At 36.3% G+C, this 20799-nt stretch carries 19 protein-coding genes; 18 read left to right on the forward strand and 1 reads right to left on the reverse strand.

Going from position 1 to position 20799, the window contains the following annotated elements; all coding sequences use genetic code 11:
• The first annotated feature begins 165 nt into the window (after positions 1-165).
• From HMPREF2979_RS09465 to rpsU, 3 genes are all read left to right on the forward strand, one after another.
• Positions 166-1275, forward strand: coding sequence for an aminotransferase (locus HMPREF2979_RS09465; RefSeq protein WP_014634848.1), 1110 nt, complete (start codon positions 166-168; stop codon positions 1273-1275).
• A 67-nt stretch (positions 1276-1342) separates the two neighbouring features.
• Positions 1343-2137, forward strand: a complete 795-nt coding sequence (locus HMPREF2979_RS09470) for a transporter substrate-binding domain-containing protein (protein ID WP_070656612.1) — start codon at positions 1343-1345, stop codon at positions 2135-2137.
• 192 nt (positions 2138-2329) lie between these two features.
• Entirely contained in the window at positions 2330-2506 is a 177-nt protein-coding gene (rpsU, locus tag HMPREF2979_RS09475) for a 30S ribosomal protein S21 (protein WP_002884573.1), read from the forward strand.
• Between the two features lie 156 nt (positions 2507-2662).
• On the opposite strand, the gene mscL is transcribed toward rpsU, so the two are convergent.
• Positions 2663-3043 (reverse strand): large conductance mechanosensitive channel protein MscL, encoded by a 381-nt coding sequence (gene mscL / locus HMPREF2979_RS09480; RefSeq protein WP_037611854.1) that lies wholly within the window; start codon positions 3041-3043, stop codon positions 2663-2665.
• Positions 3044-3205: 162 nt separating this feature from the next.
• On the opposite strand from mscL, the gene dnaG reads away from it, so the two are divergent.
• The 15 genes from dnaG to HMPREF2979_RS09555 all read left to right on the forward strand — a co-directional run bounded on the left by dnaG (position 3206) and on the right by HMPREF2979_RS09555 (position 20652).
• Complete coding sequence (gene dnaG, locus HMPREF2979_RS09485; RefSeq protein ID WP_070656494.1) at positions 3206-5017, forward strand: DNA primase; 1812 nt, start codon at positions 3206-3208, stop codon at positions 5015-5017.
• A gap of 3 nt (positions 5018-5020) precedes the next feature.
• Positions 5021-6130 carry an RNA polymerase sigma factor RpoD gene (gene rpoD, locus HMPREF2979_RS09490; protein ID WP_002884252.1) on the forward strand — a complete coding sequence of 370 codons (1110 nt, stop codon included), beginning with the start codon at positions 5021-5023 and terminating at the stop codon, positions 6128-6130.
• Positions 6131-6183: 53 nt separating this feature from the next.
• Positions 6184-6519: a metal-sulfur cluster assembly factor gene (locus HMPREF2979_RS09495; protein WP_002891474.1), complete on the forward strand. Its 336-nt coding sequence runs from the start codon at positions 6184-6186 to the stop codon at positions 6517-6519.
• A gap of 10 nt (positions 6520-6529) precedes the next feature.
• Positions 6530-7456 (forward strand): glycosyltransferase family 2 protein, encoded by a 927-nt coding sequence (locus HMPREF2979_RS09500; RefSeq protein WP_070656496.1) that lies wholly within the window; start codon positions 6530-6532, stop codon positions 7454-7456.
• Positions 7434-8768 carry a glycosyltransferase family protein gene (locus HMPREF2979_RS09505; protein WP_241673307.1) on the forward strand — a complete coding sequence of 445 codons (1335 nt, stop codon included), beginning with the start codon at positions 7434-7436 and terminating at the stop codon, positions 8766-8768. Before HMPREF2979_RS09500 ends, HMPREF2979_RS09505 begins: the two co-directional genes overlap by 23 nt.
• 74 nt (positions 8769-8842) lie before the next feature.
• Positions 8843-9694: a dTDP-4-dehydrorhamnose reductase gene (rfbD, locus tag HMPREF2979_RS09510; protein ID WP_002884247.1), complete on the forward strand. Its 852-nt coding sequence runs from the start codon at positions 8843-8845 to the stop codon at positions 9692-9694.
• Positions 9695-9770: 76 nt separating this feature from the next.
• A complete protein-coding gene (locus tag HMPREF2979_RS09515) occupies positions 9771-10466 on the forward strand; it encodes a glycosyltransferase family 2 protein (RefSeq protein WP_173018418.1) in 696 nt (231 codons plus the stop codon).
• 5 nt (positions 10467-10471) lie between these two features.
• A complete protein-coding gene (locus tag HMPREF2979_RS09520) occupies positions 10472-10804 on the forward strand; it encodes a DUF2304 domain-containing protein (RefSeq protein ID WP_070656503.1) in 333 nt (110 codons plus the stop codon).
• The gene (locus tag HMPREF2979_RS09525) at positions 10805-11587 is read left to right on the forward strand and encodes a glycosyltransferase family A protein (RefSeq protein WP_070656506.1); all 783 of its coding nucleotides are present in this window, start codon (positions 10805-10807) and stop codon (positions 11585-11587) included.
• A 142-nt stretch (positions 11588-11729) separates the two neighbouring features.
• On the forward strand, positions 11730-12983 hold the full coding sequence (locus tag HMPREF2979_RS09530; RefSeq protein ID WP_070656509.1) for a lipopolysaccharide biosynthesis protein: 1254 nt from the start codon (positions 11730-11732) through the stop codon (positions 12981-12983).
• 1 nt (position 12984) lies between these two features.
• Positions 12985-13968 (forward strand): glycosyltransferase family 2 protein, encoded by a 984-nt coding sequence (locus HMPREF2979_RS09535; protein ID WP_070437700.1) that lies wholly within the window; start codon positions 12985-12987, stop codon positions 13966-13968.
• 25 nt (positions 13969-13993) lie between these two features.
• Positions 13994-14953, forward strand: a complete 960-nt coding sequence (locus HMPREF2979_RS09540) for a glycosyltransferase family 2 protein (RefSeq protein ID WP_070656513.1) — start codon at positions 13994-13996, stop codon at positions 14951-14953.
• 202 nt (positions 14954-15155) lie between these two features.
• Positions 15156-18107, forward strand: coding sequence for a rhamnan synthesis F family protein (locus HMPREF2979_RS09545; protein WP_070656516.1), 2952 nt, complete (start codon positions 15156-15158; stop codon positions 18105-18107).
• On the forward strand, positions 18094-19401 hold the full coding sequence (locus HMPREF2979_RS09550) for a DUF2142 domain-containing protein (RefSeq protein ID WP_070656519.1): 1308 nt from the start codon (positions 18094-18096) through the stop codon (positions 19399-19401). Before HMPREF2979_RS09545 ends, HMPREF2979_RS09550 begins: the two co-directional genes overlap by 14 nt.
• Positions 19402-19404: 3 nt before the next feature.
• Positions 19405-20652 carry a glycosyltransferase family 4 protein gene (locus HMPREF2979_RS09555; RefSeq protein ID WP_070656522.1) on the forward strand — a complete coding sequence of 416 codons (1248 nt, stop codon included), beginning with the start codon at positions 19405-19407 and terminating at the stop codon, positions 20650-20652.
• The last annotated feature ends 147 nt before the right edge of the window (positions 20653-20799 follow it).

Consider the following 20799-nt stretch of genomic DNA (forward strand, 5'->3'; position numbering starts at 1 on the left):
TTGTTCACCTAAGAGGAGTCTCCAAAAATTCTTAAATCTAAAATGGGGCAATACCCCATTTTTTATTGAATTCTCTGTTAAAAACAGTTATTATCAAAGTAGGTAAGTCTGTCAAAATAGACAAATGACATCGTATAGAGTGCTTAAGAAAAGCAAGGAGAAACTATGAAGCTACCACGTTTTGGTGTTGAAGAATGGCTTAATGTCCATGAAAAATCTGCCATATATGATATCGCAGGAGTTTCAATTAAGGCCCTCACAATGGAAGAATTATTTGACCTGTCAGGCCTTGATAAAGACGCCTTTTTTGCCCAACTACTAAAGAAAAAGATGGATTACGGCTGGATTGAAGGGTCACCAGAGTTTAAGACTCAAGTGGCTAGCTTATACAAGAACATGCCGGTTGATAATATCCTCCAAACCAATGGGGCTACAGGAGCGACGATGCTAGCCCTTTATGCGCTTATTGAGCCTGAGGACCATGTCATCTCCATGTATCCAACTTATCAACAGCTCTATGACATTCCTAAGTCGCTAGGAGCAGACGTGGATCTCTGGGAGGTTGAAGAGGACAAGGGGTGGTTGCCTGATTTGGACCAACTCCGCCGTCTCATTCGTCCTAATACCAAAATGATCTGTATTAACAACGCCAACAATCCTACCGGTGCCCTTATGGACGCTGCTTACCTCGAGGAGCTAGTGGCTATCGCTAAAGAAGTAGACGCCTATATCTTCTCAGATGAGGTCTATCGCAGTTTTGACCAGCCTACGCCTTCTATTGTAGATTTGTATGAAAAGGGCATTGCCGTCAATAGTCTGTCAAAGACCTATTCCATTCCTGGTATTCGTGTGGGTTGGGTTGCTTCTAACACAGAGGTGGCGGACATTCTGCGTGACTACCGTGACTACACGATGATTTGTGCGGGTGTCTTTGATGATATGGTGGCTACCCTTGTCTTGGAAAATAAAGAAGCCATCCTAGAGCGTAATCGTCAGATTGTAGAGGAAAATCTAGCTCTTATGGATGAATGGATTGCCAAGGAACCTAAGGCGTCATGGATTAGACCTGCCAGTGTTTCCACATCTTTCGTCAAACTAGATGTGAATCGTCCTATCGAAGATTTTGCTTTGGAGCTTCTTCAGGACTATGGTGTTCTTGTGGTTCCAGGTAACCGTTTTGACAAGGAGTCTCATGTCCGCATCGGTTATTGCTGTGACAAGGAAGTTCTTCAAAAGGGCTTAGAAAAATTGTCGCAATTTCTTAATAAATGTTGACAATACCACTAATTTTAAGTAAAATAAACGAGCAAAAATTATATTTATACAGGAGTTTCTTATGAAAATGAAAAAACTTTTCCTTGGGGCTATGGCTCTCCTTGCTACTGTGACTTTAGTAGCTTGTGGGTCAAAAAAGGATGCTTACTTATCCATTAAAGAAAATAAAAAACTTGTCGTGGCTGTCAGCCCAGACTATGCACCATTTGAGTTCAAAACTTTGGTAGATGGTAAAGACCAAGTAGTTGGTTCAGATATCAAGTTGGGACAAGCTATCGCTGATGAACTCGGTGTTAAGCTTGAAGTTACAACAATGAGCTTTGACAATGTCCTTTCTAGCCTTCAATCAGGTAAGGCTGATCTTGCTATTTCAGGTATCTCAGTAACAGACGAACGTAAGAAAACCTTTGATTTCTCATATCCTTACTACGAAACACAAAATGCTATCATCGTTCGCAAAGATCAAGAGTCTACTTACTCAAGTCTTGATGCTTTCAAAGGTAAGAAAGTAGCAGTTCAAAAAGGTACCATTGAAGAAGGCCTTGCTAAGAAACAATTGAAAGATTCAACAGTCGTATCACTTACAGCAATGGGTGAGGCGATTAACGAGGTGAAATCTGGCCAAGTTGATGCTGTTGACCTTGAAAAACCAGTAGCAGAAGGTTACGTGGCACAAAATTCAGATTTGGCTTTGGCAAGCGTTGCCCTCAAAGTTGATGATGGCGATGCAAAAGCAGTCGCTATGGCTAAAGGCAACGAAAGATTGAAAGAAGTAGTCAACAAAGTCGTCAAGAAATTGAAAGCAGATGGTACTTACGACGAGTACATCAAGGATGCTTCTAAATACACAGCAGTTGAATAAATCAGTAGCTAGGGGAGATGCCTCCTCTAGTTTTTGTATAGGAAAAAACTTGGATAGTTTTAGTAGACTTAGAAGTCAACTGTAATAGCAAAAATTCCTAAACTTAAATATATTTCTTGACAGAAAAAGGCGAGTCTTGTATACTTGAATAGAACGTGTAAAATGTTACATTATCTTGAGGAGGTGAATTCAATGTCAAAAACAGTAGTACGTAAAAACGAATCACTTGACGACGCTCTTCGTCGTTTCAAACGTTCTGTGACTAAAGCTGGTACTCTTCAAGAGGCTCGTAAACGTGAACATTACGAAAAACCTTCTGTAAAACGTAAACGTAAATCAGAGGCAGCTCGCAAACGTAAAAAATTCTAATTAAGAATGAAATTAACAGAAAAAAGCTTGAGTCTTCTCAAGTTTTTTTCTTTTCATCGAATAAAGAAGTCGGTTAGTAATCGTGAGATACCAAAAAAGACGTCTGAGATTTCAGACGTCTTAAGTTTCATATGTCTTTAGTTGAACAAATAAAGATTATTTGTTTGCAAGAAGGTCGCGGATTTCAGCGAGCAATTCTTCTTGTGATGGACCTGCTGCTTCAGCAGCATCCTCAGCTTCTTTTTTGCTAAGAGCAGTTGCTTTGCTAGCAGCTTTAACAACGAAGAAGAGAGTAGTACCAACGATGATGAAGTTGATAACTGCGCTCAAGAAGCTACCGTATGCGATACCGTTCCATGACAATTTAGAGAGGTTTTCAACGTTAGCAGCCTTAACAACTGGGTTAAGGATAAGTGGAGTGATGATATCACTTACAAGTGAAGTGATGATAGCGTTGAAAGCAGCCCCCATAACAACGGCTACAGCAAGATCAAGGACGTTACCCTTGAACAAAAAGTCTTTAAGTTCTTTAATCATTTTGACAATGAATCCTTTCTTTTATTTACTTTTAATAGTTTATCCGATTTTGTAAATCTTGACAAGGTATTTGCTCATGAAAAATCAATTTTATTTTACTTTCATTTTTCATCGTGTTATAATTAGGGGTAATGCAATTATGGTAAGATAGGGGGCGATTAGATGGTGATTGATAAAGCTTTAATAGAAGATATTAAGAGCAGTACCAACATCGTCGACGTAATTGGCGAAGTTGTCAGTCTTAATCGTGCAGGTCGCAATTACCTGGGTCTCTGCCCCTTCCATAAGGAGAAAACCCCCTCATTTAACGTTATTGAGGACAGACAGTTTTACCATTGTTTTGGTTGCGGAAAGTCTGGGGATGTCTTTAAATTTTTAGAGGAATATCGTCAGGTTTCTTTTCAAGAAAGTGTCAAGGTTCTGGCAGATCGGCTAGGTATCGCAGTTAGTATAGATGCGCCAAGACAAGCCAAGCAGCAAAATTCTCCTAATCAAGCTTTTTATGATCTTCATGAGGATGCGCTTAAGTTTTACCATGCTGTTCTCATGACGACTAAGATAGGAGAAGCAGCGCGTGCCTACCTCTATGAACGTGGGATGACTGACGATTTACTTAAGGCCTTTCAGATTGGTCTATCCCCTGACGAACCAGATTATCTCTATCAGTCTGTTTCCAAAAAATACGATGAAGAGGTGCTGACAGAATCAGGTCTTTTTAATCTTTCTGAAAGTAATCGTCTTTTCGACACTTTTAAAAATCGAATCATGTTTCCGCTCAAAAATGAGTTTGGAAAAACAATCGGTTTTTCAGGACGTGTTTGGACTAAGGAGGATATTGAACAAGGGCAAGCTAAGTACAAAAATACCAGAGCTACTCGCATTTTCAATAAATCCTATGAACTCTACCACTTAGATCAGGCTAAGCCAGTGATTCAGAAGACTCATGAAGTCTATTTGATGGAGGGCTTCATGGATGTTATTGCTGCCTATAGAGCTGGTCATGCGAATGCAGTGGCTTCTATGGGAACGGCTCTGACTCCTGAGCATGTCAATCGTCTTCGCAAACTAACTAAAAAAATTGTTCTAACCTATGATGGTGATAAGGCTGGGCAAAATGCGATTGCCAAGTCTCTGGAACTGTTATCGGATTTTCAAGTTGATATTGTTAAAATTCCAGACAATATGGACCCCGATGAATATCTACAGAAAACTTCCGAAGAGGCTTTGGGCAAACTCTTGGTTGAGTCCCGCATTTCAGATGTGGAATTTTGGATTGGACAGCTCAAGCCTGCTAATGTAGACAATCTTCAAGCGGAGATTGCCTATGTCGAGCAGATTGCAAAGATTATTGCTAAGTCACCTTCTGTAACGGCACAAAATTCTTACATTTCCAAGGTGGCTGACCTTTTGCCAGATTTTGATTTTTTCCAAGTCGAGCAAGCGGTCAATAACGAACGATTGACTATGAGGAACCAGCAGACGGCTCAATTATCGACTGCTAGTAATAGTGCTTATGAGTCTTCAGTGTCAGGATTCAGAGGGACGGTCAAACTACCTTCTACACCTAAGATTACAGGCCTTCGTCGAGCGGAAAACCAACTCTTCCATCGCATGTTAAATCATCCGATGATTTTGAATGACTATCGCATGAGAGAGGAGTTTTTCTTCCAAACACCTGAGTTAGAGGAGCTCTATCATATTCTGAAGCAAGATGGTCAAATCGATACGGTGGCCTTGTCTGTACTTTCTCAAGAGGTGCAAACAGCCTATTATCAGGTTTTAGAGGAGATTTTGCCACCTGAAACCAGTTTAGAGGAAGTCCAGGCTATTGAAGAGCGTAGAAATCATTTTCTGAGGGAACAGGACTTCCGTAAGCAAAGTAAACAAATAAGAGAATCAAGTAACCACGGTGATGTGGATGCAGCGGTAGAAGCGCTACAAATGCTCATCGCCCAAAAACGAGATATGGAGTAACACATGGCAAAGAAAAAACAAAATACAGCATTTAATGTTCAAGTCGCTGATTTCATTCGTAACCACAAAAAGGCTGGTACGGCAATTGATGATGAAGTCACAGAGAAACTAGTTATCCCATTTGTTCTTGATGCTGATGGGATTGATGACCTTTTGGAACGTTTGACAGACGGTGGTATCTCTATCACAGATAAGGACGGAAATCCTTCATCTAAATATGTTGTTGAAGCCCCAAAACCAGAAGAATTGACAGACGAGGAGCTTCTTGGTTCAAACTCAGCTAAGGTCAATGACCCTGTTCGTATGTACCTCAAAGAGATTGGGGTAGTGCCTCTCTTGAGTAACGAAGAGGAAAAAGAATTGGCTATCGCTGTTGAAAATGGTGACTTGGAAGCTAAACAACGTTTGGCAGAAGCCAACCTTCGTTTGGTAGTCTCAATCGCTAAACGCTATGTGGGACGTGGTATGCAGTTCTTGGACTTGATTCAAGAAGGTAACATGGGGCTTATGAAAGCCGTTGATAAATTTGACTACTCTAAGGGTTTCAAATTCTCAACTTATGCGACATGGTGGATCCGTCAAGCAATCACTCGTGCTATCGCAGACCAAGCACGTACCATCCGTATCCCAGTTCACATGGTTGAAACTATTAATAAATTGGTGCGTGAGCAACGTAACCTCTTGCAAGAGTTGGGACAAGACCCAACACCTGAGCAAATCGCTGAACGTATGGATATGACTCCGGATAAGGTTCGTGAGATCCTTAAGATTGCTCAAGAGCCAGTTTCTCTTGAAACACCTATCGGTGAAGAGGATGACAGCCATTTGGGTGACTTTATCGAGGATGAAGTTATCGAAAATCCAGTAGATTACACAACTCGAGTGGTTCTTCGTGAACAATTGGATGAAGTGCTTGATACCCTTACAGACCGTGAAGAGAATGTTCTTCGTCTTCGTTTCGGTCTTGACGATGGCAAGATGCGTACTTTGGAAGATGTTGGTAAAGTCTTTAACGTTACGCGTGAACGTATTCGTCAGATTGAAGCAAAAGCCCTTCGTAAATTGCGCCACCCAAGCCGTAGTAAACAACTTAAGGACTTTATTGAAGACTAAGATAGTAAATGGAAGGGGCCTGATTGTTGGGCCCTGATTTTGGAGGAAAAGCTATGTCTGAAGTGAAATACACTGAAGAAGAAATTGAAAAAATCAAAGACCGTATCTTGGAAGCCTTAGAAATGGTCATTGACCCGGAGTTGGGGATTGATATTGTCAATCTTGGCCTTATTTACGATATTCGTTTCCAACAAGACGGCTATACTGAAATCGACATGACCTTGACGACTATGGGCTGTCCTTTGGCAGATCTTTTGACAGACCAAATTTATGACGCTATGAAAGAAGTGCCAGAAGTCACTAAGACTGAGGTTAAATTGGTCTGGACACCAGCATGGACTATCGAAAAGATGAGCCGTTATGCCCGTATCGCCCTAGGTATTCGTTAGGAGAATGCTTATGAAAACACTGGCTATCGTTGTTCCTTGTTATAACGAGGAAGAGACCATCCATCCTTTTTTAGAGGCTTGTCAGGCAGTTGAACGACAAATGGCCAATCAGTTGACTTTCAACTATTATTTTGTCAATGACGGTTCAAAAGATCGCACCTTAGAGGTTTTGAGACAGGTTTCAAAGCAATTTGAGAATGTTCACTATCTCTCTTTCTCTCGTAATTTTGGGAAGGAAGCGGGCTTACTTGCAGGACTTGAAGCAGCCCAAGGCGACTACGTCACAGTTATGGATGCTGATCTTCAAGATCCACCTGAACTACTCATTGAGATGTATGGCAAAATCCAAGAAGGTTACGACGTTGTGGGGACACGACGTGCTGACCGCAAGGGTGAGCCACCTATTCGTTCACTCTTTGCTAAGGCCTTCTATTGGTTGATTAATAAAGTTTCTGATACTGAGATGGTGGATGGGGCACGTGATTTCCGCTTGATGACTCGTCAAGTCGTTGATGCCATTCTTGAGCTCAAGGAAGTCAATCGCTTCTCAAAAGGGCTCTTTTCTTGGGTCGGCTTTGATGTGGCCTACGTCTCTTATGAAAATCGTGAACGTGTGGCAGGAGAGACTTCTTGGTCTTTCTGGAGCCTATTGAGTTACTCACTTGATGGCTTTATTAACTTCTCAGAAGTACCCTTGAAACTTGCCACATGGGCAGGAACCTTCTCATTCTTAATCTCCTTGGTTGGAATTCTCTTTGTCGTTATCCGAAAACTAACTATAGGTGGGAGTGTTGCAGGCTGGGCAAGCCTTGTCTCGATCATCCTCTTTATCGGAGGAATCCAACTCTTGGCCTTGGGAATCATCGGGAACTATATTTCAAAGATTTTCCTAGAAACCAAGAAACGACCAGTGTATGTTATTAAAGAAAAAGGGTGAAGGAATGAGTGAAAAAAAGAAAACAATTAACGCCTTTATGTTAATTGTTCTTTTGTTTGGTCTAATATCATTGTTTGCCTCTTATCCTCTTTCAAATGGGGATGAAGGTTTCCATATGGCAAAAAGTTATTCCATGTTTTCTGCGACATCTCCCAGGGAGACCTCGGAAAAAAGATTAAGAGAGATTGAACTTATTGCCATTAGTCAACCTAAAGAAATTTCTGTAAGAAAATTTTACGGTGAAAAGATTAAAAGTGTTGCAAATGATGGGATTAAATTTAATGTTTTAACCGATCAAAATCTAACATCAAAAATAGATGTTGGACATTTTATTCCTGCAATTGGTATCCTCATAGGAAGGCTAATTTATCCAAGTTATGGTGTAATGCTATTTTCTGCTAGATTATTTAATTTAATCTTCTTTTTGGGAGGGATGTATCTAATTTTTAGAAGAGCCAAGTTTGATCATCTGATTTTCTTGATGATATTTACTGTTCCATTTATGCAGAAAATAGCTAGTCCATCATATGATATCTTGGCGTTTCTTGCTGTAGCAGCCTTTGGGACAAATTTCTTATATTTGAGTCAGTTAAAAAAAGTATCAGATGTAAGGAAAGAAGATGTTGTTTATACAGTAATGACTATAGCATTGATTCTGTTAACAAAACTTAACTATATTTTTGCTTTACCAGTATTATTGGGTGTTCCAATAATATATAATCCTATATTGTCAGCACTTAAATGTTGTTCGAGAATAATAAAACTATCATTAGCAATTGTAACTAGTTTATTATTCTTAACAGTTGTTTTATTTGTCCACAGAGTCTATAATATTCCCGATTTGATAAAAGTATTTTTCAATAATTACTTTAATGTTGCAACTATGGGTGGGAGGGGTGCAACATTATTCTCTGTAGTTCAGGATAATCTTCCAGAGATAGTGAATATCTGTTGGATTGTTTGTTTAGTATTAGTAATGATGTCAACCCAAAAAAGTGGTTATAGATTACCTACTGCTCTAGCTGGTCTAATAGTTTATCTATTAAATTGGTTTGGTATATTTTTAGGATTTTATAGCTCACATCCTGAACATTTTTCTTTTGATGATCTAACAGGTAGATATTTACATGCATACATTATTTTTCTTATACCATTGATGTCCTGGTTAGGAATGAAAATGAATTTTAAAATATCGCCAAAAGCTAAGTATTATATTGCTATTTTTTCAACATCCAGTGTTTTAATATTATATTTAATTACAATTGTCTATAGAGGATTTATCTTAGGGATTACACCTGCGTGGAAAAACTAAGGATGAAAGCAGATTTTTTCTGCTTTTTTTGTTAAAATGAAACTGACATTATTGGAAATTACAAGGAGAAAAATATGATTCTAGTAACAGGTGCAAATGGCCAACTCGGAACTGAGCTTCGCCACCTTCTTGACGAACGTAACGAAGAATATGTAGCAGTAGATGTGGCAGAAATGGATATCACTGATGCTGCCAAAGTAGATGAAGTTTTTGCGGAAGTAAAACCAACCTTGGTTTATCACTGTGCTGCTTACACAGCTGTTGATGCTGCTGAAGATGAAGGTAAAGAGCTTGACTATGCTATCAACGTGACAGGTACTGAAAATGTCGCTAAGGCTGCTGAAAAACATGGTGCAACACTGGTTTATATTTCAACGGACTACGTTTTTGATGGTGAAAAACCTGTCGGTCAAGAGTGGGAAGTTGATGATAAACCAGATCCACAGACAGAGTATGGTCGTACAAAACGCATGGGTGAAGAGTTAGTCGAAAAACATGTGACTAACTACTACATTATCCGTACTGCGTGGGTGTTTGGTAACTATGGTAAGAACTTTGTCTTCACTATGCAAAACCTTGCTAAGACTCACAAGACACTTACAGTTGTTAATGACCAACATGGTCGCCCGACTTGGACACGTACTTTGGCAGAATTTATGACTTATTTGGCTGAAAACCGTAAGGAATATGGTTACTATCACTTGTCAAATGATGCAGCAGAAGATACAACTTGGTATGACTTTGCGGTCGAAATTCTCAAAGATACTGATGTTGAAGTGAAACCTGTTGATTCAAGCCAATTCCCAGCTAAAGCTAAACGCCCACTTAACTCAACAATGAGTTTGGCTAAGGCTAAAGCTACAGGATTTGTCATTCCAACATGGCAAGATGCTTTGAAAGAGTTTTACAAACAAGAAGTGAAATAAGAATCAAGGTCAGTTAAATAGATTAGAAATATATTTGACTGACCTTTTTTAATAGGTTTTTCAGGAGAAACTACGTATAAAGATGTCAGATTTACTCATTATTATCCCAGCCTATAACGAAGAAGGCTCAATTGAAAATGTTGTTAACAACATCATTCAAAACTATCCTCAATATGACTACGTTATTATCAATGACGGTTCCCGTGATAAAACTTCACAAATTTGTCATGAGAATCATTACAATATTGTTGATTTGCCAGTGAATCTCGGTCTTGCTGGGGCTTTTCAAACAGGTTTAAGATATGCATATGAGCATGGTTATAAAAAAGCGGTTCAATTTGATGCAGATGGTCAACATTTACCCGAATATATTCAAGGTCTGGAAGAGAAAATCAATGATGGCTTTGATCTAGTTATTGGTTCTCGATTTGTTACAGAGAAACGACCAAATTCTTTACGAATGTTAGGCAATATCTTAATTAGTTCAGCTATTAAACTTACCACAGGTAAGACAATTAAGGACCCAACTTCAGGAATGAGAATGTTCTCAGAAGATTTAATTAAAGAGTTTGCACTCAATATTAACTATGGTCCAGAGCCAGATACCGTTTCTTATCTCATCCGTAATGGTGTAAAAGTTGCGGAAGCGCAAGTTAGAATGGAAGATAGACAAGCGGGAGAAAGTTATTTGACCCTTTCTCGTTCTATTAAATATATGACACACATGTTTGTGTCAATCCTACTCATTCAAAACTTTAGAAAGAGAGGCTAGACTCCATGACTTTTTGGTTTCAAATTGTTCTAATTTTTGTATCTCTAGCGACAGTTACCTTCATTCTTAGAGGGATTAGAAAATCTCAAGTACAAATCAACGATTCACTATTTTGGATTTTCTTCTCACTGGTATTACTTGTATTTAGTGTCTTTCCAAAATTAGCTGAGATCATTGCGAGAGCATTAGGAATTGTTTCGGCGGTAAACTTTATTTTCCTTTTTATCATTTTCCTTCTACTGATTAATCAATATCAATTAACAGTTCGCTTGTCTAAACTTGATACAAAGTTTAAAAACTTAGTTCAAACAATTGCCTTGAGAGGAAAAGATAAATAAATGAGTTTAAAAAATCAACATACATTTGTTATCTGTGCTTATGGAGATAGCCCATTCTTAGAGGAATGTATTTTATCATTAGTAAATCAAGAGTTGAAATCCCAGGTGATTTTGTATACGTCGACTCCTAGCGATTATATTGAAAAAATGTGCTTGAAATATAATATTCCTTACCACTCTAAAGTAGGAGGGGGAATAGGGAAAGATTGGAACAATGCACTTTCCTTCGTTAAAACGAAGTATGCTACCATTGCTCATCAAGACGATTACTATCTTCCTAATTACTCCCTAGAAATTATGGAGAAGGCAAGTAAAGTACCAGATTCTCTAATTATTTATTCTGATTACTTTGAGGAAAAAGATGGACAAAAAATTGCTAAAACAACAAATTTGAAAATTAAAACTTTCATGTTGAAAGGGATTAATATATTATCATCAAATAAAATATGGAGAAGACGAATTCTAGCATTTGGGAACGCTATATGTTGTCCTGCTGTGACCTATAATCTTGAGAAACTTAAAGGTTTTCAATTTGATGAGAATTTGAAAGGAAATCTAGATTGGATTGCTTGGTATAAAATTGGTAATATGAATGGTTCCTTTTCTTTTGTTCCGAAGGGGCTAATGTGTCATCGTATTCATCAAGAATCTGAGACTTCTAAAACAATTAGTGATAACACTCGTTCGAAAGAAGATTTAGAGACGTTTGAAATTTTCTGGCCTAAATGGATAGCTCGATTAATAATGAGGCAGTATGTAAAAGCACAAAAATCTAATGACTAATCAGTAAATAATTAACAGTAATATCTTAGGAGCGTACAACGCGATTTAAAGAGAGGTATTATATGTAATTATGTTTTCCATTCCTCTAAAAATCTTATGATATAATAAGTGGAATATTGTTAATCGAAAGAGAGTAAAGTACTTGAAAAATGTAACTCCCCAAAAAGTTTTTTTCTGGAATATACTTGGTAGTATGTCTTCCGCAGCTGTTTCCGTAATCCTTCTTTTTATTGTTACTCGTATTTTAGATAGTGCTTCAGCAGACATTTATAGTTTTGCATACGCTATTGCTAATTTGTTTGTAATTGTGGCTAGTTTTCAAGTAAGAGATTTTCAGGCGACAGATATCAAAGAAAAGTATTCATTTGATACTTATTTGATGGCTAGAATAGTTTCAAATATTTTAATGGTTCTACTCTTGATTGGTTATATCATTTTAAACCCTAATACACACGCAAATATAGGTATAATATTTTGGGTTTCTTTTTTCCGAGTGAGTGAAGCTCTATCAGATGTTTTTCAAGGGTTATTTCAACAAAGAGAACGATTAGATATTGCGGGTAAATCATTGTTTTTGAGACATACAATTTCTACTGCTGTATTTGCACTAGTTCTTCTTATTTCTAGAAATCTCTTGTGGTCAGTAATATTACAAACAATAAGCTCATTTCTTTTTATTGCTTTATTTGATTATCCTAATTCAAGATTATTCCATACTTTAAACATCAGAAATGTAAAACTGTGTAAAATCATTAAAGTGTTTAAAGATTGTCTACCATTGTTTATTAATGCATTTCTATTGGTTTCAATATACAATCAACCCAAGTATGCTCTAAATGATATCTACAATAAGGGGTTAATTGAAAATGGTGTTCAAAGAGATTTTAGTATTTTATTTACGCCGATATTTGCAATGAATTTAATGATTATTTTTCTTAGACCAATGATTACACAACTTGCAGTGTTTCTTGAAGAAAAGAAAATTTCTCATTTCATTACATATAAAAATAATCTATTCCGAATTTTATTAGGTACATGTACACTTATCTATATAGTTGGAGCTTTCATTGCTATTCCAGCATTAGATATAGTTTATGGAACAGATTTGAAACAGTATCAAAGTAGCTTTTTAATTTTATTGATGGGTGGTGTTGCTAGTACCTTCTCAACTGTGTGTGATAATATTCTAACAGTATTTAGAAAACAACACTATTTAATCATTTCTTTTGTAGTTGGTTACTTGGTTTCAATAATGACTGCAAGAACTCTGGTATTGAAATATGAAATATTAGGTGCCTCACTATCATTTTTGTGTGCTATGATTTCATGGTTAATTGTATCGTTAGTAATTTATTTTATTACAAGTCCTTATACTATTTTTAGAAAGAAAAAATAATATGAAATTTTCAATTGTAGTAGCTGCTTATAATGTTGCAGATTACTTATCAGAGTGTATTACTAGCTTAGCAAATCAGAAATTTCAATCTTCAGACTATGAAATTCTTATTATTGATGATGGTTCTACAGATGGCGTGACAGGAGAACTTTGCGATAAGTTGGCTTCTAAATACAAAATGGTAAGGACAATTCATCAGGACAATGGGGGATTATCTGCGGCTAGAAATACTGGAATTAAACACTCTAAAGGTGAGTTTATACTTTTTGTTGATGGTGATGATTTTTGGAGCAATTTAGAATTCCTTGATAACTTATCTAGAAATATTGATACCTATAAAAGTGATGTGGTAATTTTTTCTTATGATAAGTATTATGGAAAAGATGAGAGTGTTAGAATTGATTTTAACTCTGTTCCTGAGTCAGGAAATATTGAAGAAAACGTTATTGACTTGGTTAGGAATAGTGTGTTAACGGCTCCAGCATGGAACAAATGTATCAGAAGAAATTTATTTGTTGAGGAAACTTTAGATTTTCCTGTTGGATTCTTATCAGAGGATTGCTTATATTGTTCATATCTTTTAAAATTAACTGCGAAATATTCTATTTTGAATATAGAATCTTATAAGTACAGGCAGAATCGAATTGGAAGTATTACTAATGTGGTTAAGGAAAAAAATGTATATGACATCTTAAAAAGTATAGATATAGGTTTAACGAATATTGGAGAATATAAGAATAATGTTCGTAAAGCGATAAATATTTACTTTGCAATTTCATATATCTCAGTCTTACCATATGTAAGTCAATATATTTCAAATTCTGAGATTATGTATCTGTTAAAAAAATACAAGTATCTTTTGAAATTTTCAAATGAGATAAAGAATAGGTCGTTTAATTTAACCGGTAAGATTACAAGAATATTAGGTCTAAGATTATCAATTATTCTATTACCAAAGCTATTGAGAATATATAAAACAATGTAATAGTAGAATTTTAAGAGGAGTATCAATGTCTAAACTAGCTATTTCAGTAATTATTCCGGTTTATAATGCACAAGAAGGACTTGGTCAGTGTATTGATTCACTTTTAGATCAAACATTTTCCGATTATGAAATTATTATTTTAAATGATGGCTCTACTGACAATTCTTTAGAAGTAATTCAAAACTATGCTTCAAAAAATGATAGTATTAGGGTTATAGATAAGGAAAATGAGGGTGTAGCTAAGACTAGAAATCGAGGCATAGTCCTTGCAAAGGGTGAATACATAGTCTTTATTGATAATGATGATTTTATTGCTCCAGATTACTTAGAGTGCTTTTATGAGGCGATAGAAAAGGAAAAATTAGATATTGTTATTGGTGGCTATAAACGAGTTAACAAAGACCATAAAATTCTTTTCCAACAAGATCTATCTCAGACTGATTGGTCAAAATATATAGTGGTGGCACCTTGGGCACGTATCTATCGCACTTCATTTTTAAAGGAAAATGATATTCAGTTTTTTGATTATCCAATTGGAGAAGATGTTATCTTTACTTTAACTGCCTATAATTTAACTGATAAAATAAAGGTAATTGATTACAATGGGTATAATTGGTTCTTTAATGAACGAAGTATTTCAAATACTTCACAAAGAGGTTTTAACCCTAAAATTGATATAATTTATTTTTTAAGTTGTTTAAAAGATGTTGCAGGAGATTCTGAATATATAAAATATTATGTCAAACGATATTATATTTGGTATTTACTCTTTTCTGGGAAAGCTGCATCAAGTAAGCAATTTGTTGAACAACATAGGAGAATACAGGATTGGATTCGTAAAGAAAATTTTAGATCAAAACTAACACCATTTTCAAAATCAGTAAGGGGAGAGAGAATCCAGACTAAGATTTATGTTGTGATATTTAGGCTGATAGAACATTTGAAGTTGGTTACATTATTTTCAAAGTTCTATTGTAAAGGGTAGTATTTATCCTCACAAAGCAGAGTAATTCTGCTTTTTTTGTTACTCAATAGCAAGAGGACTTTTTCTTTTTTGTATAAACTATAGTATAATTAAGGTGGTATGCACTTTCAAAGATTACTACTTTAGTCAATCTTTGAAGCATAGTAATATTAGTAATTATCAGGTACTAATTGATATTTTGTTAAACAAAATGGATGGAAAAATGAATAATTTAATCTCAGTGGTTGTGACTTGTTACAATCATGAAAAGTATATTGAGCAGTGTCTACGAAGTGTTTTTAATCAGACCTATACTAATATCGAATTAATCGTTTTGGATGATGGTTCGACGGATAGTTCAACTCAAATTATCCAAGAGGTTTTGAAGGATTCACCTTTTGAGACAAGATTTGAAACTCATGAAAACCTTGGGGTAGTAAAGAATCGAAATCTAGGATTAGAGCTTATAAGAGGTGACTATTTGCTATTTGTAGATAGTGATAACTACCTCGATGCGGATTATGTGGAACAGTTGTACAGTAAGTTGACGGAAACAAATGCTGATATTGCGTACTGTGATCTTTTTAATCCAGAAAAAGAAGAGTTCTACCTTAAAAGCCGTGAATTTGACTTAACTGCTTTCCTAAATGCTAGTTTTATTGATAATTGTTCTTTGATTCGTAGAAGTATTATTGGAAATACTCGTTATGATGAGAAGTTAAATCGTAAAAAGCTTGAAGATTATGACTTTTTATTGAACTTGATTATTAATAACAGTGCTAAAGCGGTATATCAACCAAGCACTAAGCTTAATTATCGTGTCTTTGAAACAGGGTCAATTTCTGGACGTGACTCCGTTCGCTACCATTATGAAATCTATCTTGATATTCTTGAGAAATATCTTGATAAGCTTCCTCATGAAGTTTACAAGGCAGTTTGTGATAACCTCATGGTTTTGGAAGAGAGGTTGGATAGCTTGCTTAAACATCACGATGAAGTGACAGACTATGTTAATCGCTTGAAAAAAGAACGTGATCAACTTGAACGAAGAAAGTATACACAATCTAAGAGATTGAAGGATGCCCATAAAGAGATGGAGCTGATCCGAGGTTCACTGTCATATCGTTTGGGGAACGCACTAATTACACCTATAAAGACAGCAGGAGTAATTGCTAAGAATCCAAAAGCGATTAAAAATTATTTAAGAGCTTTAAAAGTCAATGTGATACAGCTACGTCGTCGAATGACACCACTTAAGGTTCGTCAGTTACGACGTCTCAGAAATAGTCAACGCTCTGCCTTGTCGTATAATGGTAAGAAAGCGTTGGTTTATGTTATTTTTGAGTCTGAAGCTCGTCTTCAAGAATACAAATTACGTTTCTTGCAAGCCTTGGCTCCATTGGTAGATGATGTTATTGTAGTTGTCAATGGACAGCTTCACGATGATGATATTAATACCCTTGAGACCTATGGTAGGGTTTTAACTCGTGATAACAAGGGATATGATACTGCGGCCTTTAGAGAAGGAATCTTTGCCTTTGGTAAAGATAAGCTTAAAGATTATGACCAGCTCCTCTTGGTGAATGATACAAATATTGGTCCGATGAGAGATTTGTCTCAAGTATTCCAGGAAATGGCCGATAAGCAACTAGATTTCTGGGGGATTTCCTTTGGAGAAGAGCAAGAGGATGTTACTAAAGAGAATCCTTATGGCTACATTCCTAAGCATCTTCAATCTTATTTCCTAGTTATTGAAAAGCTCATGCTAAACGATGATGACTTTTATGAGTACTGGACACATTTGACGGATACAGATTCTCGTGATAAGGCTATTGGTCGACATGAGACACGTTTTACCAAGCATTTTGCTGATTTAGGTTATCGTTTCGATGCGGTCGTGCAAGAATACGAAGATTCTGCCATGTATATCCACCCACTTAAGATGCTCAAAGCAGGTAGTCCTTTGGTAAAATATACGGCTCTGAAAAATTATGATGAAGACCAGTTCTTGTGGCAAGGTCTGGATCGTGATTCAGAAGTCCCTGACTTGTTAGACTTTGTTGCAGAAAAAACTGATTATCCAGTGTCAATTCTGGAAGATATTGTGAATAAATTTAAGGCTGTTCCACGTGATCAATATATTCTATTGATTGATGGGGTTGAAAATATTATTCCGCAATGTACCCGTTACCGTGTCTTGAACAAGGCAGAACAATTACGCAAGCATGGCTTTGCAGTCAAAGTTGTTAACCTATCTGATTTCCAATTATCGATGGCTCAAAATGCTAGTCACATCATTATCTACCGCTCACCAATCTCACCTGAGCTTTTGCGTCTCTGTCATTTGGCTAAGGAATATGGAAAACCTGTTTTCTTTGATATTGATGATTTAGTCTTTGATACGGTTTATACAGATCAATTGAGTTATACGCAAGGATTGAATTCGGTTGAAAAAGGAAACTATGATGCTGGTGTTCGAAATTATGGCTATATGCTAGAAAACTGTGATGGTGCCATTACTTCGACTAACCAATTGCAGGAGGAGTTGTATAAGTACCAAAGTAAGGTTTTACTTAATCGCAACTTGGCTTCTGATGACTTAATCGCTATTAGTAGTCAATATATCAAAGATTACTCTCAAACATCTGATATTGTTAAGATTGGCTATTTCTCTGGTTCAATTAGTCATAATGAGAATTTCGAATTGATTAAACCAGCTATTAAGCAACTGCTTACAAAATATAGCAATGTCCAATTACATATTGTCGGGATTTTGGATATCCCACAAGATATGAAGCCCTTTGAAAATCAAATTGTAACTCACGATTATGTGGACTGGGATAAATTGCCTGCCTTGATTAGTGAGGTTGATATTAACCTAGCACCGCTTGTGGATTCTATCTTTAACCGTGCGAAGTCAGAGATTAAGTGGATTGAAGCTGCCTTGGTGAAGGTGCCAACAGTAGCAAGTAAGATAGGCGCTTTCTCAGATGCGGTTGTTGATGGTGAAACAGGATTGTTAGCTACTGATGAAGAGTGGTTCGACAAGCTTGAATCCTTGGTTTTATCTCCAGAATTAAGACAGAAAATTGCAGATGCTGCTTATCGGGCTGTTCTTGAAAACTGTACCTTAAGTAAGAAAGATGATATGGTGACCTATTTTGAACAAAATTAAACAGATAAAAGTTGAAAATTTATTTTTCATCTTAGCGACGATTTTTATTTTCTCATTTATGTTTGTATTTCCAATTAATCGTGTGCCAGACGAAACAAACCACGCGCGAATGACTTGGGAAACTTTCCATAAACCAACCGATACATCTTTTAAGTGGATGGATGAGATTCCAAGTAATGATAAGGTTAAGTTAGCGGAATATAAACAGATTTTTGCTCAAAAGATTGATATGAGTAAAGAACCTTTTCAATTTGGTGTGAGTTTAAAAACAATCTCCTTTATTCCACAGTTGATAGGGATGACGATTGGAAGTTGGATTAGTCCTACAGTCGGGATGATTATCTATATGGGGCGCATCTTTAATGCACTGGCTTATATACTAGGAATTTACTTTTTAATACGTTATTTCAAGTATGGGAAAACAGCCTTAATGTTTATTTCGCTGCTACCTATTATGGTTCAGCAAGCTTCGTCACTTTCTTATGATGTGATGAACTATTTAGAAGTGATGTTGGCTCTCGGTTTTATCACAAATCTTGCCTATTCTAAACGTTTTACCAATCGTAATTTTATCCAGGTGATAGGTCTTGCGATTTTACTGTTAGCAACTAAGCCAAATAACGTTTTATTATTGGGGCTGATTCCGCTTGTACCACTTGAGTTTGAAGGTTTCCTTGCCTTTCTAAATCGTCCAGTGCAAGCCATTAAGACCTTTATTTCAAAATATAAAGCAGTCTTCTATCTTCTCTTTATTGTAGGCCTTGTAGTGGTTCTTCAATTCTTAATGAAGAATCAAGGTGGTCTTCGTCATTATGGAGAAGTTTTGCGTAATACACTCTTTAATCCTGAGTTGAATGACAATTTGAATGGTATCTTGTCACTTGGGATGTTCGGTTATCTTGGTAACCTTACTTTACAAATGCCACTGTGGTTAATTTTTATTGATATCATCGTTCTTACCATTTTATTCCTATCAAGTAAGAAGGATTTCTTTACAAAAGACTTTGCTAATGCCTCTTGGATTCTCTTCCTACTAGAGGTTTTAGCGGCTGTTACAGTAATGTATATGCAGTGGACACCAGTTGTTCTTGGTCAGGGAGCTAATATATCAGTTGGTGCTCAAGGACGTTATTTCACGCCATTCATCATTCTTTTGTTGCCGCTAGTCGCTAACACAGCTAAGCTTGATTTGTCTCGACAAAAAAGATTGAAGATTGCAACTCTGACTTTAATTGCTAATTTCTTAGTGGCTATGTATTTGATTCTTTTCCATTATTGGGGGGTATTTGCATAATTTATGACTAAAACAATTTTATTTATTTCTCCAACAGGAACTCTGGATAATGGTGCTGAAATCTCGATAGTCAATCTTATGGAATTTCTTGTAAAAAAAGGATATCGTGTATTAAACGTTTTTCCTGATTATAAGGTTCCATCCCAAGAGGAATATCAAGTAGAACTTCAGAAAGCAGGGATTGAAACCTATGGTCTTTCAGCTGTCAAATGGTGGTGGGAAGAAGCACCGGGTGGTTCGCCAGGCAATCATTTTTTGCGAGTGAATTCTTATAATAAGAATGTCAAAGACATTCGAAATATTATTGTAGATAACAAGGTGGACCTTGTTATCAGTAATACAGTCAATGTTTTTCAAGGAGCACTTGCTGCAGCTTTTGAGAATGTCAAACATTTTTGGTTGATTCATGAATTTCCTGAGGGGGAGTTCGGTTACTATAAAGAAAAACTAGACTTTATAGACACGTTTTCTGATGAAATCTTTGCTGTCACAGGAGCTTTGACCGAGGATTTAGAAAAGTGTTTTCCAAATAGGAAGATCTATTCCTTTGCACCCTATACTCAAATTGAACCTAAAGAAGGAGTAAAAACTGAATCTAACGACCAACATCGTATCGTTTCAGTTGGACGCTTGACTCAGAGAAAGAATCAGCTTGAGTTAATAAAAGCTTTTCAGATGCTTGATTTAGTAGGAACTGAACTTGTATTTTTAGGTGCATGGGATGAGGATTACAAACAACTTTGTGATGATTATATTGCAGAACACGATTTGAAAAATGTCTCATTTTTGGGGTATTTAGATGATCCTTGGTCAGAGATTGCTGATAAGGATTTAGCTGTTTTCCCATCTAGTATGGAAACGTTTGGTCTCGTTTATGTTGAATCTGTTTTAAATGGTATTCCAACGATTTTATCAGATAATGCGGGACATAAATCTGCCTTCGAATATATGAACGAGCAAGGTCATATCTACCCTCTGGGTGATTTGGATACCTTAACTAGAATGATTTCAGAGGTCCTTGATGGATTTGACCAAGAGAAACTTGAAGCAGTGCAAGCTGTTCCAAGTTTAAAAGAGAGATATTCTCTTGAGAGTGTTTATGCTAATATTACTGAAAAGATTGAGGACGATGAATTGCGTCATAAAAAAGTAACTCAGAAAGATATCGATTTTTTAAACAGCCGAAAAGCTCTAACAAAGAGTGTAAAATCTGCTGTGAAAAAATTATTTCAGCTTAAAAAAATGAATTAAGGTAAAATCTCGTTATCTATGATTAAGAATGAAAAGGCCGGTTTTGACTGGCCTTTTTGTTTTACTCTTTCTGTCCAATCATGCAAAATACCTTCCAAAATGGTATAATAAAAGCTACTATGTATAATTCTGTGTATTTGAGAGATG

The organism is Streptococcus sp. HMSC078H12, assembly GCF_001814615.1.
GTDB lineage: Bacteria > Bacillota > Bacilli > Lactobacillales > Streptococcaceae > Streptococcus > Streptococcus salivarius_F.

What these genes read in the sequence shown, in the direction of transcription:
- HMPREF2979_RS09500 (WP_070656496.1), top strand. Translation starts at nt 6,530, where the DNA reads ATGAAAACACTGGCTATCGTTGTTCCTTGTTATAACGAGGAAGAGACC.
- rpoD (WP_002884252.1), top strand. Translation starts at nt 5,021, where the DNA reads ATGGCAAAGAAAAAACAAAATACAGCATTTAATGTTCAAGTCGCTGAT.
- HMPREF2979_RS09525 (WP_070656506.1), top strand. Translation starts at nt 10,805, where the DNA reads ATGAGTTTAAAAAATCAACATACATTTGTTATCTGTGCTTATGGAGAT.
- HMPREF2979_RS09545 (WP_070656516.1), top strand. Translation starts at nt 15,156, where the DNA reads ATGAATAATTTAATCTCAGTGGTTGTGACTTGTTACAATCATGAAAAG.
- dnaG (WP_070656494.1), top strand. Translation starts at nt 3,206, where the DNA reads ATGGTGATTGATAAAGCTTTAATAGAAGATATTAAGAGCAGTACCAAC.
- HMPREF2979_RS09535 (WP_070437700.1), top strand. Translation starts at nt 12,985, where the DNA reads ATGAAATTTTCAATTGTAGTAGCTGCTTATAATGTTGCAGATTACTTA.
- HMPREF2979_RS09555 (WP_070656522.1), top strand. Translation starts at nt 19,405, where the DNA reads ATGACTAAAACAATTTTATTTATTTCTCCAACAGGAACTCTGGATAAT.
- HMPREF2979_RS09505 (WP_241673307.1), top strand. Translation starts at nt 7,434, where the DNA reads ATGTTATTAAAGAAAAAGGGTGAAGGAATGAGTGAAAAAAAGAAAACA.
- HMPREF2979_RS09495 (WP_002891474.1), top strand. Translation starts at nt 6,184, where the DNA reads ATGTCTGAAGTGAAATACACTGAAGAAGAAATTGAAAAAATCAAAGAC.
- rpsU (WP_002884573.1), top strand. Translation starts at nt 2,330, where the DNA reads ATGTCAAAAACAGTAGTACGTAAAAACGAATCACTTGACGACGCTCTT.
- HMPREF2979_RS09465 (WP_014634848.1), top strand. Translation starts at nt 166, where the DNA reads ATGAAGCTACCACGTTTTGGTGTTGAAGAATGGCTTAATGTCCATGAA.
- mscL (WP_037611854.1), bottom strand. Translation starts at nt 3,043, where the DNA reads ATGATTAAAGAACTTAAAGACTTTTTGTTCAAGGGTAACGTCCTTGAT.
- HMPREF2979_RS09540 (WP_070656513.1), top strand. Translation starts at nt 13,994, where the DNA reads ATGTCTAAACTAGCTATTTCAGTAATTATTCCGGTTTATAATGCACAA.
- HMPREF2979_RS09520 (WP_070656503.1), top strand. Translation starts at nt 10,472, where the DNA reads ATGACTTTTTGGTTTCAAATTGTTCTAATTTTTGTATCTCTAGCGACA.
- HMPREF2979_RS09470 (WP_070656612.1), top strand. Translation starts at nt 1,343, where the DNA reads ATGAAAAAACTTTTCCTTGGGGCTATGGCTCTCCTTGCTACTGTGACT.
- rfbD (WP_002884247.1), top strand. Translation starts at nt 8,843, where the DNA reads ATGATTCTAGTAACAGGTGCAAATGGCCAACTCGGAACTGAGCTTCGC.